At 75.9% G+C, this 16,970-nt stretch carries 15 protein-coding genes and 1 rRNA gene; 11 read left to right on the top strand and 5 right to left on the bottom strand.

The window, feature by feature from the left end:
• Positions 1-2 precede the first annotated feature (2 nt).
• Positions 3-119: ribosomal RNA gene (gene rrf, locus ACI78U_RS23295) — 5S ribosomal RNA — on the top strand.
• A 92-nt stretch (positions 120-211) separates the two neighbouring features.
• On the opposite strand, the gene ACI78U_RS23290 is transcribed toward rrf, so the two are convergent.
• Positions 212-874 carry a DUF2461 domain-containing protein gene (locus ACI78U_RS23290; RefSeq protein ID WP_456877782.1) on the bottom strand — a complete coding sequence of 221 codons (663 nt, stop codon included), beginning with the start codon at positions 872-874 and terminating at the stop codon, positions 212-214.
• Entirely contained in the window at positions 871-1,449 is a 579-nt protein-coding gene (locus ACI78U_RS23285) for an N-acetyltransferase family protein (protein ID WP_456877781.1), read from the bottom strand. The genes ACI78U_RS23290 and ACI78U_RS23285 overlap by 4 nt, the downstream gene beginning before the upstream one ends.
• A 62-nt stretch (positions 1,450-1,511) precedes the next feature.
• Here ACI78U_RS23285 and ACI78U_RS23280 point away from each other — a divergent pair, with 62 nt between their 5' ends.
• The 6 genes from ACI78U_RS23280 (at position 1,512) to ACI78U_RS23255 (ending at position 8,229) form a co-directional block, all read left to right on the top strand.
• Positions 1,512-2,744 carry a winged helix-turn-helix domain-containing protein gene (locus ACI78U_RS23280; RefSeq protein WP_456877780.1) on the top strand — a complete coding sequence of 411 codons (1,233 nt, stop codon included), beginning with the start codon at positions 1,512-1,514 and terminating at the stop codon, positions 2,742-2,744.
• 11 nt (positions 2,745-2,755) lie between these two features.
• Positions 2,756-3,571, top strand: a complete 816-nt coding sequence (locus tag ACI78U_RS23275; protein ID WP_456877779.1) for a thymidylate synthase — start codon at positions 2,756-2,758, stop codon at positions 3,569-3,571.
• A 22-nt stretch (positions 3,572-3,593) separates the two neighbouring features.
• On the top strand, positions 3,594-4,118 hold the full coding sequence (locus ACI78U_RS23270; protein ID WP_456877778.1) for a dihydrofolate reductase: 525 nt from the start codon (positions 3,594-3,596) through the stop codon (positions 4,116-4,118).
• A gap of 10 nt (positions 4,119-4,128) precedes the next feature.
• Entirely contained in the window at positions 4,129-5,043 is a 915-nt protein-coding gene (dapA, locus tag ACI78U_RS23265; RefSeq protein WP_456877777.1) for a 4-hydroxy-tetrahydrodipicolinate synthase, read from the top strand.
• Positions 5,040-6,752: a ribonuclease J gene (locus ACI78U_RS23260; RefSeq protein WP_456877776.1), complete on the top strand. Its 1,713-nt coding sequence runs from the start codon at positions 5,040-5,042 to the stop codon at positions 6,750-6,752. Before dapA ends, ACI78U_RS23260 begins: the two co-directional genes overlap by 4 nt.
• A 193-nt stretch (positions 6,753-6,945) precedes the next feature.
• Positions 6,946-8,229 (top strand): right-handed parallel beta-helix repeat-containing protein, encoded by a 1,284-nt coding sequence (locus ACI78U_RS23255; protein WP_456877775.1) that lies wholly within the window; start codon positions 6,946-6,948, stop codon positions 8,227-8,229.
• Between the two features lie 58 nt (positions 8,230-8,287).
• On the opposite strand, the gene ACI78U_RS23250 is transcribed toward ACI78U_RS23255, so the two are convergent.
• From ACI78U_RS23250 to ACI78U_RS23240, 3 genes are all read right to left on the bottom strand, one after another.
• Positions 8,288-8,968, bottom strand: coding sequence for an anti-sigma factor family protein (locus ACI78U_RS23250; RefSeq protein WP_456877774.1), 681 nt, complete (start codon positions 8,966-8,968; stop codon positions 8,288-8,290).
• Complete coding sequence (locus ACI78U_RS23245; RefSeq protein ID WP_456877773.1) at positions 8,965-9,498, bottom strand: sigma-70 family RNA polymerase sigma factor; 534 nt, start codon at positions 9,496-9,498, stop codon at positions 8,965-8,967. The genes ACI78U_RS23250 and ACI78U_RS23245 overlap by 4 nt, the downstream gene beginning before the upstream one ends.
• 65 nt (positions 9,499-9,563) lie before the next feature.
• Positions 9,564-11,513 carry a prolyl oligopeptidase family serine peptidase gene (locus tag ACI78U_RS23240; protein ID WP_456877772.1) on the bottom strand — a complete coding sequence of 650 codons (1,950 nt, stop codon included), beginning with the start codon at positions 11,511-11,513 and terminating at the stop codon, positions 9,564-9,566.
• A 74-nt stretch (positions 11,514-11,587) separates the two neighbouring features.
• Here ACI78U_RS23240 and ACI78U_RS23235 point away from each other — a divergent pair, with 74 nt between their 5' ends.
• From ACI78U_RS23235 to ACI78U_RS23220, 4 genes are all read left to right on the top strand, one after another.
• The gene (locus ACI78U_RS23235) at positions 11,588-14,134 is read left to right on the top strand and encodes a DNA translocase FtsK 4TM domain-containing protein (RefSeq protein ID WP_456877771.1); all 2,547 of its coding nucleotides are present in this window, start codon (positions 11,588-11,590) and stop codon (positions 14,132-14,134) included.
• Between the two features lie 66 nt (positions 14,135-14,200).
• Positions 14,201-15,646, top strand: coding sequence for a MiaB/RimO family radical SAM methylthiotransferase (locus ACI78U_RS23230; protein ID WP_456877770.1), 1,446 nt, complete (start codon positions 14,201-14,203; stop codon positions 15,644-15,646).
• 7 nt (positions 15,647-15,653) lie between these two features.
• On the top strand, positions 15,654-16,316 hold the full coding sequence (gene pgsA, locus ACI78U_RS23225) for a CDP-diacylglycerol--glycerol-3-phosphate 3-phosphatidyltransferase (RefSeq protein WP_456877769.1): 663 nt from the start codon (positions 15,654-15,656) through the stop codon (positions 16,314-16,316).
• Between the two features lie 157 nt (positions 16,317-16,473).
• On the top strand, positions 16,474-16,875 hold the full coding sequence (locus ACI78U_RS23220; RefSeq protein WP_456877768.1) for a helix-turn-helix domain-containing protein: 402 nt from the start codon (positions 16,474-16,476) through the stop codon (positions 16,873-16,875).
• Positions 16,876-16,970 lie beyond the last annotated feature (95 nt).

The raw sequence follows: 16,970 nt of genomic DNA, 5'->3' as shown, positions 1-16,970 counted from the left end.
GTTACGGCGGCCATGGCGAGAGGGAAACGCCCGGTACCATTCCGAACCCGGAAGCTAAGCCTCTCAGCGCCGATGGTACTGCCCTGGAGACGGGGTGGGAGAGTAGGACGCCGCCGGACAACCATTCCCCGTGAAGGGCCCTCACCACCCGGTGAGGGCCCTTCCGGCATTCTCGGAACGGCACACGGGCCCGATGACGTGCCCTTGCCCGTCAGCGCCGGCGGACCTCCTTGGTCGTCGCCCCGACGTTGTCGGCGAACCAGGCGTTCAGCGCCGTCAGGTCCCGCCAGGCGGCGCGGACGTGGTCGAGGGCGGCGGGTCCGTGCAGCCAGTCCGCGTACTCGAACAGCCGTCCCGCGTGCAGCGAGCGGTGCCGCAGCAGGTCGGCGCGGTCGTCGTCGACGGCGTAGCCCTTCGGGACGCGGCTCAGTCGGTCGCCGTCGACCACCCAGCCCGCGGCCGCCAGGCGGTGCACCTCGTCGCGCAGGCGGGGTCCCTGGACGTCGTCGGCCACGGCGCGGCGGAAGCGGTCGACCTGGTCGGACTCCAGTCGCCAGGCGCCACCGGCCACCCGCAGCCCCTCGGCGGAGATCTGCACGTACCAGGCGCCCGCGCCACGGCCCTCCGGCACCACCACGGCGCCCTGGTGGGTCTTGTACGGCGTCTTGTCGTTGCTGAACCGGACGTCGCGGTAGGGACGGAAGAGCTTGGCCGGACCGAACTCCGGCGCCAGCGCGTCGACGAGGGCCTGCATCGGTGCGCGGACGCAGGAGTCGTACACCGCCTTCGACCGGGTCCAGTACGTCTTGGAGTTGTCGGCCTCCAGGCCCTCGTAGAAGACCAGTCCCTCGTCGGGGAACCCGGCAAAGGTCACGTGACGTCCTCCAGGAGCGTGTGCCAGCGGGCCTCCCGCAGCGGGGTGCCTCCCGCGTCCAGCGTGCGGACCCAGCCGTCCCGGTCCCAGCCGGCCGACTCCAGGAACCGGGCGGTGACCGCGTCGGCCTCGGCCACCCAGGTCTGCAGCCGTGCCACGCCGGTCGACCGCGTCAGGTCCGCGACGGCCGCGAGCAGCCGGCTGCCGTGCCCGCGCCGTCCCCAGCGCGGCTCGACGAGCAGGACGGCGAGCTCGGTGGTCGGCCCGGCCGGGTGCGGGCGCTCGTCGAGTGCCAACTCTGCAGGGGCGTAGGCGGCGAAGCCGACGACGCGGCCGTCGTCGAGTGCGACGAGGACGCCGTGCCCGGGCGTCGGCGGCGAGGCGACGGCCGCCGTCCACGCCTCCGTGGCGGCCGCACCGTCCCAGCCGTCCAGCACCGCCGCGGGCAGCGTCGCCGCCGTGCGCCAGGCCTGCTCCTGCACGTGCGCCATCGCCGCCGCGTCGCCGGGCACGGCCGGCCGCACCGACACCTCCGCGGTGCCGGTCAGCCGTGGGAACGGGGGCCGGGGGTCCACGCGGGCAGCCTAGGGCGGACACCCCCACGCGGATCGTCACTGGTCCGGGGCAGGATCGGGTCGTGGCCGCCCCGACCGCCGAACGGCTCCCCGCCGCGCTGGCCCGGCGCATCGCCCTGGCCGCGCAGGGCTTCGCCGAGCCGCGGCCGGCCGGCGCCGTCGACAGCCGCCGCCTGCGTCGCCTGACCGACCGGCTCGCCGTCGTCCAGATCGACTCGGTGAACGTGCTGTCCCGTTCGCACTACCTGCCGGCGTTCAGCCGGCTCGGCGCCTACCGCCGTCCCGTCCTCGACGACTTCGTCGCGCGCCGCCACGAGGTGTTCGAGTACTGGGCGCACGAGGCGTCGTACCTGCCCGTGCGGCTGCACCCGTACCTGCGCTGGCGGATGGCCGCAGCCGAGGAGCACGCCTGGGGCTCGATGGTGCGCATCCAGCGGGAGCGGCCCGGCTACGTCGCCGAGGTGCTCGACCGGGTCCGCGAGGCCGGGCCGACCAGGGCCAGCGACCTCGCCGAGCCCCGCCCCGACCGGCCCGGGAGCATGTGGAACTGGCACGCGGGCAAGGTGGCCCTCGAGTGGCTCTTCTACACCGGCGTCCTCACCGCGCGGGCCCGGACGACGTCGTTCGAGCGGGTCTACGACCTCACCGAGCGCGTGCTGCCCGCCGTCGTCGTGCAGGCACCCACCCCGGAGCCCGCCGACGCCGTCCGGGAGCTGGTGCGCACCGCCGCCCGTGCGCTCGGCGTGGCCACCGAGCGCGACCTGCGCGACTACTTCCGGCTGCGCCCGGCGCCCGCCCGGCAGGCGATCACCGAGCTGGAGGAGTCCGGCGAGCTCGTCCCGGTCGAGGTCGCCGGCTGGGGCGCGCCGGCCTGGCTCGACCCGGCCGCGCGGCGCCCGCGGTGGGTCCGCGCGCAGGCGCTGCTCTCGCCGTTCGACTCCCTGGTCTGGGAGCGGCCGCGGGTGGAGCGCATCTTCGGCTTCCGCTACCGCCTGGAGATCTACACCCCGGCGGCCCAGCGGGTGCACGGCTACTACGTCCTGCCGTTCCTGCTGGGCGACCGGCTGGTGGCCCGCGCCGACCTCAAGGCCGACCGGCAGGCCGGCGTGCTGCGCGTCCAGGCCGCCCACGCGGAGTCCGGCGTCGACCGCGCCGAGGTGGCCGCCGCGCTGGCCGACGAGCTGCGGCTCATGACCGACTGGTCCGAGCTCGACGGCGTCGCCGTGGCCGACCGCGGGGACCTGGCGGCCGACCTCACCGCCGCGCTGCCCGCTCCCCGTCCGGTCGTCGCCTAGGCTCGGCGGCCGTGGTGAGCAGCAGCGGGCCGGTCGACACGCAGTACGAGGAGCTGCTGCGGCGGGTCCTCGAGCAGGGGACGCCGAAGTCCGACCGCACCGGTACCGGCACGGTGAGCACGTTCGGGGAGCGGCTGCGCTACGACCTGTCGACGTCGTTCCCGTTGGTCACCACGAAGAAGGTGCACTTCCGCTCGGTCGCCGTCGAGCTGCTGTGGTTCCTGCGCGGCGAGGGCAACGTCCGCTGGCTGCAGGAGCAGGGCGTGACCATCTGGGACGAGTGGGCCGACGCCGACGGCGACCTGGGCCCGGTCTACGGCGTCCAGTGGCGCTCCTGGCCGACGCCCGACGGCGGGACCGTCGACCAGGTCCAGGGCGTCCTCGACACGCTCCGGAAGGACCCCGACTCCCGCCGCATGGTCGTCTCCGCGTGGAACGTCGCCGCCCTGCCGGAGATGGCGCTGGCGCCCTGCCACGCGCTGTTCCAGTTCGCCGTCCACGACGGCCGGCTGTCCTGCCAGCTCTACCAGCGCAGCGCGGACATGTTCCTGGGCGTGCCGTTCAACATCGCCAGCTACGCGCTGCTCACCCGCATGGTCGCCGACCAGGTGGGGCTGGCCCCGGGGGAGTTCATCTGGGTCGGCGGCGACTGCCACGTCTACCGCAACCACGTCGAGCAGGTCCGCGAGCAGCTCTCGCGCGAGGCCCGGCCGTTCCCGACGCTGGAGATCGCCCCGGCGCCGTCACTGTTCGACCACCGCTTCGAGGACTTCGTCCTGCACGGCTACGACCCGCACCCGGCCATCCGTGCCGCCGTGGCCGTGTGACCGTGCGCAGGACCCGGCGCCGATGGGCCTAGCCTGCATCTGGGCGCAGGCCCGCGACCGGGTCATCGGCGCCGGCGGCCGGCTGCCCTGGCACCTGCCCGAGGACCTGCGGCGGTTCCGGGAGCTGACCTCCGGGGGCACCGTCGTCATGGGACGGCGCACCTGGGAGTCGCTGCCCGGGCGCAACCGGCCGCTGCCGGGCCGGCGCAACGTCGTCCTCACCTCCGACGCGTCCTGGGCCGCGGACGGCGCCCGGCGCGCCGGCTCGGTCGACGAGGTGCTCGCCGGCTGGCCGGACTGCTGGGTCATCGGCGGCGCCGCGGTCTACGCCGCCTTCCTCCCGCACGCCGACCGGCTCGTGGTCACCGACGTCGACCTCGCCGTCGACGGCGACACCCGCGCCCCCGTCCTCGACGGGGCCTGGCGGCCCGTCGCGCGCGAGCCCGCCGCGGGCTGGGCCACCTCGACGACCGGCCTGCGCTACACCGTCACCGAGTACGGGCGCGGCCCCGGCGCCGGGCCGGAGACCGGCCGGGACGGTCGGTAGATTCGCGTGCATGACCTCCGACCCCGCCCGGCCGTTCGGGCGCGTGCTCACGGCGATGGTCACCCCGTTCACCGAGGACGGCTCGATCGACCTCGCCGGGACCCAGGAGCTGGCCGCGCACCTGGTCGACCGGGAGGCCCACGACGGACTGGTCGTCCTCGGGACGACGGGGGAGTCGCCGACCGTCCGTGACGGCGAGTCGCGCGCCGTCCTGGAGGCGGTGCTCGACGCCGTCGGCGACCGCGCCGTGGTGGTCGCCGGGGTGGGCACCAACGACACCGCGCACAGCATCGACCGCGCCCGCGACGCCGAGCGGCTCGGTGCCCACGGCCTGCTCGTCGTCACCCCGTACTACAACAAGCCGCCCCAGGCCGGCCTGCTGCGGCACTTCACCGCCGTCGCCGACTCCACCGACCTGCCGGTGATGCTCTACGACATCCCGCCGCGCTCGGTGGTCCCGATCGAGGTCGAGACCCTGGTCCGGGCCGCCGAGCACCCGCGGATCGTGGCGGTCAAGGACGCCAAGGGCGACCTCGGCGCGGTGGCCTGGACGCTGGCGCGCACCGACCTCGCGTACTACTCCGGCGAGGACATGCTCAACCTGCCGCTGCTGGCACTCGGTGCGGTCGGCGTGGTGAGCGTCGTCGGGCACCTGGCCGGCCCCCGGCTCGCCGAGCTCATCGCGGCCGTCGAGTCCGGTGACCTGGCGAAGGCGCGCGAGGTCAACCAGGCCCTGCTGCCGCTCTACACCGGCATCTTCCGCACCCAGGGCGTCATCATGGTCAAGGCCGCGCTGCGCGAGCTGGGGCTGCCCGCCGGCCCCGTGCGCCCGCCGCTGGTCGACGCCACCCCCGAGCAGATCGCGCAACTGCGCACCGACCTCGCCGCCGGCGGGGTCCACCTCCGAGAGGCGCACGTGAAGTGACCGTCAGCTCCGCCGGACCGGCCGGCCAGCCCCACCTGGACCTCAAGGCACCGCCGCCGCTGCCGGCCGGCGGGCTGCGCGTCATCGCCCTCGGCGGGCTGGGGGAGATCGGCCGCAACATGGCCGTCGTCGAGTTCGACGGCAGGCTGCTGGTCATCGACTGCGGCGTGCTCTTCCCCGAGGCCGAGCAGCCCGGCGTCGACCTCATCCTCCCGGACTTCGGTGTCATCGAGCACCGGCTGGCCGACATCGAGGCCGTCGTCCTCACCCACGGGCACGAGGACCACATCGGCGCGATCCCCTACCTGCTGCGGCTGCGCGGGGACATCCCGCTGGTCGGCTCGCGGTTCACCCTGGCGCTGGTCGCAGCGAAGCTACGCGAGCACCGGCTGGTCCCCACGCTGGTGGAGGTCGCCGCCGGGGACGACCACGTGGCCGGACCGTTCCACTGCGAGTTCATCTCGGTCAACCACTCGATCCCCGACGCGCTGGCCGTCGCGGTGCACACGCCCGCGGGCGTGCTGGTGCACACCGGCGACTTCAAGATGGACCAGCTGCCCCTCGACGGCGTGCTGACCGACCTCGGTGCCTTCGCCCGGCTCGGCCTCGAGGGGATCGACCTGCTGCTGGCCGACTCCACCAACGCCGAGATCCCCGGGTTCGTCACCCCCGAGCGGGCCATCGGCCCGGTCCTCGAGGACGTCTTCCGCCGCGCCACCCAGCGGCTGATCGTGTCCAGCTTCGCCAGCCACGTGCACCGCATCCAGCAGGTGCTCGACGCCGCCGACATGCACGGCCGCAAGGTCGCCTTCGTCGGCCGCTCGATGGTCCGCAACATGGGCGTCGCCCGCGACCTCGGCCTGCTGCGGGTCGCCCCCGGGCTCATGGTCAGCCTCGACGAGGCCACCAGCATGCCGCCCGAGCAGGTGGTGCTGGTCAGCACGGGCTCCCAGGGCGAGCCCCTGTCGGCGCTGGGCCGGATGGCGCGCGGCGAGCACCACCAGGTCACCATCGAGGCCGGCGACACCATCGTGCTGGCGTCCTCGCTGGTGCCCGGCAACGAGACCGCCGTCTACAAGGTCATCAACGGGCTGGCCCGGCTCGGCGCCACGGTCGTGCACAAGGAGACCGCCCGCGTGCACGTCTCCGGGCACGCCCCGGCCGGCGAGCTGCGCACCCTGCTCAACGTGGCCAAGCCGCGGTACCTGATGCCGGTGCACGGGGAGTGGCGGCACCTGCGGGCGCACGCCGCGCTGGCCGAGGAGACCGGCATGGCCGCCGACCGGGTCCTGCTCGCCGAGGACGGCGTCGTGGTGGACCTCGTCGACGGCAAGGCCTCGATCACCGGGTCGGTGCCGGTGGGCAACGTCTATGTCGACGGCCTCAACGTCGGCGACGTCGGTGAGGAGGCGTTGCAGGAGCGGCGGATCCTGGGCGACGAGGGCTTCGTCGCGCTCACCGTCGTCGTCGAGCCCTCCACCGGCACGATCGTGCGGCCGGTGCACCTGTCCACCCGCGGGTTCTCCGACGACCCCGCGGCGTTCGACGAGGTGCTGCGGCTGGTCGAGGACAACCTCAAGCGGGAGCTGTCCGACGGGCAGACCGACGCCCACCGGCTGTCCCAGACCATCCGTCGGACCGTGGGCAAGTGGGTGAGCGACACCCACCGCCGCCGGCCGATGATCATCCCGACGGTCCTCGAGGTCTGAGGAGGACCTCCCTGCACCACCGTTCCCGGCCTGGCGGCGGGGCCCGGCGGGGAGCCGTCCCGGCACGTCACCGGGCTCGGCGCGGGCTCCCGGAGATCGACCGGGGTCGTCGTGAACGCGGTGGGCGTCGCCCCCGTACTCCCTCGTGTGCGGCGCCCGACTCGCGGGTGCCCGGGACCCACGGGGGACTGTCATGGCACCAGCGTCCAGGCCGACCGCGGCCCTTCGCGTCGGCACCGCGGCCGGCGCGTCGGCGTTCGCCCTGCTCCTGCTCACGGCCACCCCGGCCGCCGCCGGCGGCCCGGGCGGCCGGCACCACTCAGGCGGGTACGCCGTCACGACCACCGACGACGGCGGCGACGGCTCGCTGCGCGCCGCGGTGCAGGCGGCCAACAGCGCCGGCTCGGGCACGGTCGTCCTGTCGGACCGCACCTACCGCCTGGCACTCGCCGGGTCCGACGACACCGCGGCCGCCGGCGACCTCGACGTCACCGGTCGCCTGGTCATCGAGGGCCGCGGTGCCACGGTCGACGCCGCGGGCCTGGACCGGGTGTTCGACGTCCGGCCCGGGGGCTCGCTGACTCTCCGGCGTGTCACCGTGACCGGCGGTGTGGCCCCCGGCGCTCCGAGCACCACCGGCGGCGCCTCCGGCGGTGGCCTCCTCAACGCCGGCACGCTCGTCGTCCACCACAGCACGGTCACCGGCAACTCGGCCGCTCGGGCCGGTGGCGGCATCGAGGCGATCGCCGGGTCGACGACGACCGTCACCGGCTCGACACTGTCGCACAACAGCACCGGTGCGAGCCCGGGCAACGGCGGCGGGCTGCACCTGACCGGCACCGGAACCGTGCACGTCGAGAGCAGCACCGTGGAGGACAACACCGCCGCGGCGGAGGGTGGAGGCCTGTGGAACTCCGCCACCGGCACGATGACCGTCGAGCGCAGCACCGTCGCCGGCAACCGCGCCGGCGGCCCGGCGGCCGACAACGGCGGGGGCGGGCTGTTCAACGACGGCGGGTCGCTGACCGTCGACCGCACCGAGGTCCGCGGCAACGTCGCCGACGGCGCCTCCGGCTCCGGCGGCGGGCTGCTCAACGACAGCGGCACGCTGAGCGTCACGCGGTCGGTGGTCGAGGGCAACAGCGCCCGGCGGGCCGGTGGCGGCATCGAGGCCGACACCGGGACGACGACGCTCGAGCGCACCGTGCTGGTCGGCAACAGCACCGGACCGGTGCCGGGCAACGGTGGCGGCCTGCACCTCACCGGCGCCGGCACCGTGCGCGTCGACCGCGGCACGGTCACCGGCAACAGCGCCGCGAACGAGGGCGGCGGGCTCTGGAACTCCGAGCCCGGGACGATGGCCGTCACCCGCACGACCATCCGCGGCAACTCCGCCCCGGTCGGCCCCGACGTCTTCCAGGACGGTGCCGGCGCCGGCTTCACCGTCGACGGGCGCACCGTCCCCGGCGAGGTCTGACCGGCCCCGGGGGGAGGCGCCGGGCACGGGGGCCGGCGCCTCCCCTCCGGGGTCCCGCTCAGAACTCGGAGCGGACCACCACCTCGCCGTCGGCGTCGACGACCTCGAAGCCGACGGCGTCGTCGCGCAGCACCGAGGAGTTGAGGTTGCAGCGCACCTGCTGCGGGCCCACGCCGAGGAACTGCCCGGCGGGCACCTCGCGGCCGTCGTCGTCGGTGACCGCCAGCCGGTAGACCTCCCCGGCGGAGAACCCGGTGCCGGTCAGCTTCACCTCCACGCCCCAGGTGTGCGGCACCAGCTCGGCGCTGGCCTCGACGCCCGAGGCCACGATCTGCACGGCCACCGGCTCCAGCGGCACCGGGTCGGGCACCGGGCGCACCGCCCACCCGACCGCGCCGCCGGCGGCGGCCACCCCGGCGACGGCCGCGGCGGCCAGCACCCGGCGCCGCACCACCGCGCGGCGCAGCGGCACCGCCCGCCGCTGCTCCTCGGCGATGCGGGCCACGACGCGGGCGCCCAGGTTCGGCGGGGGAGTGGGGGTCGCGTCGAGCGCGTCGGGGTCGACGGCGGCCAGTCGGTCGGCCAGCGGCGCGATCTCGGCCAGCTCGGCGCGGCAGTCGGCACAGCCGTCGAGGTGGGCGCGCACCCGGTCCCGCTCGGCCGGCTCGAGGTGCCCCAGCGCGTAGGCGCCCAGCAGCTCCCGCAGCTCCCGGTGCTCGTCCCCGCGTGCGGCGCTCACGGCTCGACCCCCATCTCGTCCAGGGCCAGGCGGAGCGCCTTGAGCCCGTAGAACACCCGGCTGCGGACCGTGCCGACCGGGACGCCGAGCTCCGCGGCCACCTCGGCGTACGGCCGGCCGCGCAGGTGCGTCTGCACGATCGCCGTCCGGTGCTCGGCGCTGATCCTCCGCAGCGCCTCCTCCACCACCCAGGCGTCGACCAGACTCTCGTCGGCGGCCGCGACGGCCGGGCCCTCGACGCCCTCGCCGTCGGTCAGCTGCCGCTGCCAGGGCCGGACGGCGAAGCGGCGGGCCTCGTCGACCACCACGTTGCGCGCGATGGCGAAGAGCCACGTCCGCAGGCCGGCCAGCTGGGGGTCGAACGAGCCGGCGGCACGCCAGGCGCGCAGGAACACCTCCTGGACGACGTCCTGCGCGGCGCCGCCGTCGCCGAGCTGCCGCAGGGCGAAGCGGTAGAGCTCCGCGCCGTGCGCGGCGTAGGCCGCCTGCACGTCCAGCGGTGCCGCCGGCACCGGTGTGTGCCGTCCCATCCGCGACCTCCCGGCGCCCGGCGCTGCCCGTCACCCGGGGCGTACGGACGCCGGGCGCCGCCGGTTCAGCGCACGACGGCGATCGGCTCGATCCCCTCGTCCGCGGGCAGCGCGAAGCCCCACACCTGCGCGTAGAACGACAGCTCGCCGTCGAGCGCGGCCCGGATGTTCTCCGCCCGCCGGAACCCGTGCTGCTCGCCCTCGAACAGCAGGTAGGCGTGCGGGACGCCGCGCTCGCGCAGCGCCGCCACCAGCACCTCGGCCTGCTCCAGCGGCACCACGCGGTCCTCGGCGCCCTGGAAGACCGCCAACGGGGTGTCCAGCGCGCCGACGTGCGTGATCGGCGAGCGCTCGGTGTAGACGTCGGCGCCCTCCGGCCAGGGCGCCACCAGGCCGTCGAGGTAGCGCGACTCGAACTTGTGCGTGTCGGCGGCCAGCGCGCCGAGGTCGGCGACGCCGAAGTGGCTCGCGCCCGCGGTGAACGTCCCCGGCCGCAGGCACAGCGCGGCGAGGGTCGTGAAGCCGCCCGCCGACCCGCCCCGGATGGCCATGCGCGCGGGGTCGACCCGGCCGGCGTCGGCCAGGTGGCGGGCGCAGGCGACGACGTCGTCGAGGTCGACGACGCCCCAGCGGCCCTGCAGCGCGTCGCGGTAGCGGCGGCCGTAGCCGGTGGAGCCGCGGTGGTCGACGTGCGCCACGCAGAACCCGCGGGAGGTGAAGTACTGGACCTCCAGGTCCAGCACGGGGGCGTGGGCCGACGTCGGACCGCCGTGCACCATCACCACCAGCGGCGGCAGGTCGCCCTCCGGCGCGGTCACCTCCGGGTTGGCCGGCGGGTAGACGTGCGCGTGCGCCTCGGCGATGCCGGTGCCGCGGTCCTCGGTCGGGAACGTCACGTGCTCGGGGACGGAGAACCACGCCGGGTCCAGGCCCAGGTCGCGCGCCGGCCGCAGGACCTCGACCGCGCCGTCGAGGCCCGCGCGCAGCACCACCGGCTCGGTCGCCGGGCCGCCGGCCACACAGACGACGCCGTCACCGTCGGCGGTCAGGTGGCGGACGACCGTGTACCCGGGCAGCGCGACGTCGGCGGTGGCCCCGCCGGGCTCGCGGACGACCAGCCGCTCCCCGTCCGGCCACACCACCACGCGGCCGCCGGGGAGCAGCGCGAAGGAGCGGCCGCCGAACACCCACTGCGGCCCGGCCAGGTCGGTGCCGAGGTCGAGCACCAGCTCGGCGGTGCCGCCGGGCCGCCACCGCCACAGCGCCCACACGTCGGTGCGGTCGCAGCAGAACCACAGCGACCCGTCCTCGCCCCAGGTCGGCTGGACCGCCGACTCGCCCGGCCCGCCGGGGGAGCGCCCGCCGGCCACCACCGTCTCGGTGCCGTCGGCGGCGCGGACCACCAGCCGCGCGGCGTCCCACGGCATGTCGGGGTGGTCCCACTGCAGCCAGGCCAGCTGCCCGTCCGGGCCCGGGCGCGGGTCGGAGACGAAGTCCGGCCCGGTCACCAGCACCTCGGCGGTGCCGTCGGGGGCGATGCGCACCAGCTCGTCGACGACGTCGGCCGCGGCGCCGCCGGCCGCGTGCGTCTCGCGGACGGCGAGCAGGACGCCGTCGTCCGTGGGCGTGAGGTCGGCGTAGCGGACCCCGGCCGGCAGCTCCGGCTCACCGGTGACGGCGACCGGCTCGGCGGCGCCGGGGTCGAGGCGGTACAGCCGCTGGTCGTCGAAGTGCGTGAACCACAGGATGCCGCCGGCGACTGCCCACGCCGCCCCGCCGTACTCGTGCACGCGGGTGCGGGCGTTCCACGGCGGCGGCAGCGCGTCGGCGACCGTGCCGTCGGCCGACCGGCGCACCAGCGCCGACCGTCCGCCCTCCCCGGGCCGTGACTCCGACCACCACACGTCGCCGCCGTCGACGGCGACCTCGCCCAGCCGGGCGGCGGCGCGGACGACGAGTGCCGAGGTGACCGGGGTGGGCCAGCTGCCGTACGGGACCGGGGGAGGAGTCGGCATGGCCCGACCGTAGGTGGGGGACACGACCCCGCGCCTGCCCGGGAGCGACCTGGGCGGCGGCTACCGTTCGACGCATGCCTGCCCGCACCACGCCCTCGCGCCGGCCGTCCGGCTCGGCTCCGAAGGGGAGGTCCGGGTCCACGGCCGCCGGCAAGCGGCCGCCCGCGCGCAACGGCAACCGCAAGCCCCCCGCCCGCAAGCCCGCGCAGGGCCCGGGCGCCGCCGCCGGCGTCTGGCGCGCCGCCGCCGGGACCTGGGGCCTGCTGGCCCGCGGCGCCGGCGGCCTGGCCCGGTCGGTCGCCCGCCCGGAGGAGGCCGAGCCGCTCGCGCCCGAGCACCGCCGCGACGGCGCTGGCCTGGCCGTCCTCGGCCTCGCCGTCGTCCTGGGGGCCGCCGCGTGGTTCGACGGCATCGGCCCGGTCGGCGCCGGCCTGGCCGACGCCGTGCGCTGGGCCGTCGGGGCGCTGCTGGTCGTGCTGCCGGCCTTCCTCTTCCTCGTCGCGCTGCGGCTGCTCCGCCGCGCGCCGCACCCCGAGGCCCGGGGCCGGCTGGCGATCGGCTGGCTGTGCGCCGTCGTCGCCGTCCTGGGCATCGCCTCGGTGGTCGGCGAGCCGGGCGACCCCCTCGACGGGCGGCCCGGCTCGGGGGGCCTGGTCGGCTGGGCGGTCGGCACGCCGCTGACCGCGGGCCTCGGCGCCGTCGTCGCGGTGGTGCTGCTGTCGCTGCTCGCCGTCTTCGCCGTCCTCGTGCTCACCGCCACCCCGCTGCACCAGGTGCCCGAGCGGGTGCGCGGTCTCGTCGACCGGACCACCGGCCGCGGCGGCGAGGACTGGGACGAGGACGGGTACGACGAGTACGCCGAGGAGGACGAGCCGGAGGAGGCCCCGCGCCCCCGGCGCTCCAAGCGGGCCGCGCTGTCCGAGGTCCTGGCCGAGGACGCCCCCGACCTCACCACCACCGGCCCCATCGACCACGGCGCCTACGCCGAGGCGCCCGAGGCCGTGCGGCACGAGCCCGCGGCCGAGCCGGCCGCCCCGCCCGCGCCGCGGCCGGCGGTGGTCGACCGGACCGCGCCGCCGGAGGAGCTACCGCCGGTCGAGGAGCCGCAGCAGCTGGTCATCGAGCCGGTCGAGGGCGACTACGTGCTGCCCTCGATCAGCACGCTGCGCCCGGGCACACCCCCGAGGGCGCGCTCGCAGGCCAACGACGTCGCCATCGAGGCGATCACCCGCGTGCTCGAGCAGTTCAACGTCGACGCGGCCGTCACCAGCTTCACCCGCGGCCCGACGGTCACCCGCTACGAGATCGAGCTGGGTCCCGCGGTCAAGGTCGAGAAGATCACCGCGCTGACCAAGAACCTCGCCTACGCGGTGGCCAACGACAACATCCGCATCCTGGCGCCGATCCCGGGCAAGTCCGCGGTGGGCGTCGAGGTGCCCAACACCGACCGCGAGACGGTCAGCCTCGGCGACGTCATGCGCTCGCAGGCGGCCAAGCAGGACCCGCACCCGATGCTGGTCGGCCTGGGCAAGGACATCGAGGGCGGCTTCGTCTGCGCCAACCTCGCGAAGATGCCGCACCTGCTGGTGGCCGGTGCCACCGGCGCCGGCAAGTCCAGCTGCATCAACTCGCTGCTGACCTCGCTGCTGCTGCGCGCCACCCCCGACCAGCTGCGGATGATCCTGGTCGACCCGAAGATGGTCGAGCTGACGCCCTACGACGGCATCCCGCACCTGATCACGCCGATCATCACCGACCCCAAGAAGGCGGCCACCGCGCTGGCCTGGCTGGTCGAGGAGATGGAGCAGCGCTACCAGGACATGCGCGCCACCGGGGTGCGGCACATCGACGACTTCAACCGCAAGGTGGAGCGTGGCGAGATCGTCGCCCCGCCCGGCAGCGAGCGGGTCTACCGCCCCTACCCCTACATCCTCGCGATCGTCGACGAGCTCGCCGACCTCATGATGGTCGCCCCGCGCGACGTCGAGGAGTCGATCGTGCGGATCACGCAGAAGGCGCGCGCGGCCGGCATCCACCTGGTGCTCGCCACCCAGCGGCCCTCCGTCGACGTCGTCACCGGCCTGATCAAGGCCAACGTGCCCTCGCGACTGGCGTTCTCCACGTCGAGCCTCACCGACAGCCGGGTCATCCTCGACCAGCCCGGCGCGGAGAAGCTCATCGGCATGGGCGACGCCCTGTTCCTGCCGATCGGCGCCGGCAAGCCGATCCGCGTCCAGGGGGCCTACGTCTCCGACGCCGAGATCGAGGCGGTCGTCGAGTTCACCAAGCGGCAGGCGGAGCCGGAGTACCGCGAGGAGGTCTTCAGCGCCGCGCAGGGCGAGAAGAAGGAGATCGACGAGGACATCGGCGGGGACCTGGACCTGCTGTGCCAGGCCGTCGAGCTCGTGGTCACCAGCCAGTTCGGCTCGACGTCGATGCTGCAGCGCAAGCTGCGGGTGGGCTTCGCCAAGGCCGGGCGGCTCATGGACCTCATGGAGACCCGCGGTGTCGTCGGGCCCTCCGAGGGCTCCAAGGCCCGCGACGTGCTCGTCAAGCCCGACGAGCTGGAGTCGGTGCTGTTCACGCTGCGTGGCGGAACCCTCCCCGCCGGCGACGTCTGACCCGGAGCGGGGGAGGTCACCCTCGTCCCGCCCGGGCCGTCCGGGCGCAGCAACTACGATGGTCCGGTGAGCGCTCCGCCCAGCCCTGCCCGGACCGTGGCGGTGGTGACCCTCGGTTGCGCCCGCAACGAGGTGGACTCCGAGGAGCTGGCCGGCCGGCTGGCCGCCGGCGGCTACCGGCTGGTCGACGACGCCGAGGGCGCCGACGCCGTCCTGGTCAACACCTGCGGGTTCATCGAGTCGGCGAAGAAGGACTCGGTCGACGCGATCCTCTCGGCCACCGACGGCGGCGCGCAGGTCGTGGCGGTGGGCTGCATGGCCGAGCGCTACGGCGCCGAGCTCGCCGGCGCGCTGCCCGAGGCCACCGTCCTCGGCTTCGACGACTACGCCGCGATCGGCGACCGGCTCGACGACGTCCTCGCGGGCCGCCCGCTGGTGCCGCACTCGCCGCGCGACCGGCGCACGCTGCTGCCGATCAGCCCGGTGGCGCGCACCGCCGCGGTCGCCGCCGGCCGGGCGGGGGACGGCGAGACCCCGGCCATCCCCGGCCACGGCTGGGTGCAGCGTCGCCGGCTGGCCTCCGGTCCCACGGCCGCGCTCAAGCTCGCCTCCGGCTGCGACCGCCGCTGCGCGTTCTGCGCCATCCCGACCTTCCGCGGCTCCTTCGTCTCCCGGCCGCCGGCCGAGGTGCTCACCGAGGCGCGGTGGCTGGCCGGCCAGGGCGTCACCGAGCTGGTGCTGGTCAGCGAGAACTCCACCTCCTACGGCAAGGACCTCGGCGACCTGCGGGCGCTGGAGCGGCTGCTGCCGGAGCTGGCCGCCGTCGAGGGCGTCGTCCGCGTGCGGGTGGCCTACCTGCAGCCGGCCGAGCTGCGGCCCGGCCTCCTCGAGGCCATCGCCGGCACCGACGGCGTCGCGCCGTACTTCGACCTGTCCTTCCAGCACTCCTCGCCCGGGCTGCTGCGCCGGATGCGGCGCTTCGGCGGCACCGACGACTTCCTCGCGCTCGTCGAGCGGGCCCGGTCGCTCGCTCCCGGGGCCGGCTTCCGCACCAACGTCATCCTCGGCTTCCCGGGCGAGACCGAGGACGACGTCGCCGAGCTCGAGCGGTTCCTCACCGGCGCGCGCCTGGACGCCGTCGGGGTGTTCGGCTACTCCGACGAGGAGGGCACCGAGGCGGCCGGCCTCGGCGGCAAGCTCGACCGGGCCGAGATCGACGCCCGCGTCCGCCGGATCACCGACCTGGTCGAGGAGCTGACGGCGCAGCGGGCCGAGGACCGCGTCGGCACCCGCGTCGAGCTGCTGCTCACCGAGGACCTCTCCGCCGACGAGGGGCCCGGCGTCTGGCTCGGCCACGCCGCGCACCAGGACCCCGACGCCGACGGCACCACGACGGTCACCGGCGTCCCCGCCGACGCCCGCCCCGGGCAACTGCTGGCCGCCGAGGTCGTCGGCACCGAGGGCGTCGACCTCGTCGCCACCGCGCTCGCCGCGGTCCCGGCCGGCCGGTGAGGTCCCGGTGAGCGCCGTCGCTCCCGATCCGGCGGCGACCCCGCCGCAGTCGGCCCGCCTGGTCAACCTGCCCAACGCGCTGACCGTGCTGCGGCTGGCCGTGGTGCCGGTGTTCGCCGTCCTGCTGCTCTCCGACGGCGGTATGGACGACGGCCGCCGGGTGTGGGCGACGGTGTTCTTCGGCGCGGCGATCATCACCGACCGCTACGACGGGCTGATCGCCCGGCGCACCGGGCAGGTCACCGAGTTCGGCAAGCTGGCCGACCCGATCGCCGACAAGGCCCTCACCGGCACCGCGCTCATCGGGCTGTCGGTGCTCGCGCTGCTGCCGTGGTGGGTGACGGTGGCGATCCTCGTCCGCGAGGTCGGCGTGACGCTGCTGCGCTTCTGGGTGATCCGGCACGGCGTCATCGCGGCCAGCCGCGGCGGCAAGGCCAAGACCGTCGTCCAGGCCCTGGCCATCGGCCTGTACATCCTGCCGCTGACCGGGCTGCTGGCCACCGCCCGCTGGTGGGTGATGGCGGCCGCGCTGGTGCTCACCCTCGCCACCGGGCTGGACTACGTCTGGCGGGCGCTCGCCCTGCGCCGCACCAGCGCCCGGGCGATGCGGGCGGCCGCCGCCCGGCGGGCCGCGGGGCCGACCGGGTCGCGCACCGACACCGCCGCGTAAGGGGCGGCCGCGCCGGGAACGCGCAGGCCCGCCCCGGTGTTACGCCGTGAGCGGACGCGGCCCCGCCGGTCCGGTGCCGGAGGGACGGCCCGCGTACCGTGGGCGCACGGCACCCCCGGGTGCCGCCGCTCTTCCCCCTGCCAGACAGGAGACGGCCATGACGTTGCTGCGCACCCAGCTCGGGCGGACCCTGCGCGGGCACCGGCTGCGCCAGCGGCGGACGCTGCGCGACGTCTCCGGTGCCGCCCGGGTCAGCCTCGGGTACCTCTCCGAGGTCGAGCGCGGTCAGAAGGAGGCCTCCTCGGAGCTGCTCGCCTCGATCTGCGACGCCCTCGACGTCGAGCTGGCCGACCTGCTCGCCGAGGTGAGCACCGAGCTGCGCAGTCCCGACAGCCGCGTCCGTCCGCTCGCCCCCGCCGGCGCCCCGGCCGCCGAGGAGACCCCCGCCGAGCAGGTGCCCGCCGCGGCCCCGGCTCCCGAGCCCGAGCCCGCCCTCGCGCTCGTCGGCGCGACCCGCGCCGCGCACCGCGCCGGGAGCGCCGTCTCGCTCGCCGCCTGACCCGCGGGGGGGGGGGGGGGGGGGGGGGGGGGGGGGGGGGGGGGGGGGGGGGGGGGGGGGGGGGGGGGGGGGGGGGGGGGGGGGGGGGGGGCGGG

It is taken from the genome of Geodermatophilus sp. SYSU D00710, assembly GCF_054050195.1.
This window is presented reverse-complemented; position numbering and strand designations above follow the sequence as displayed.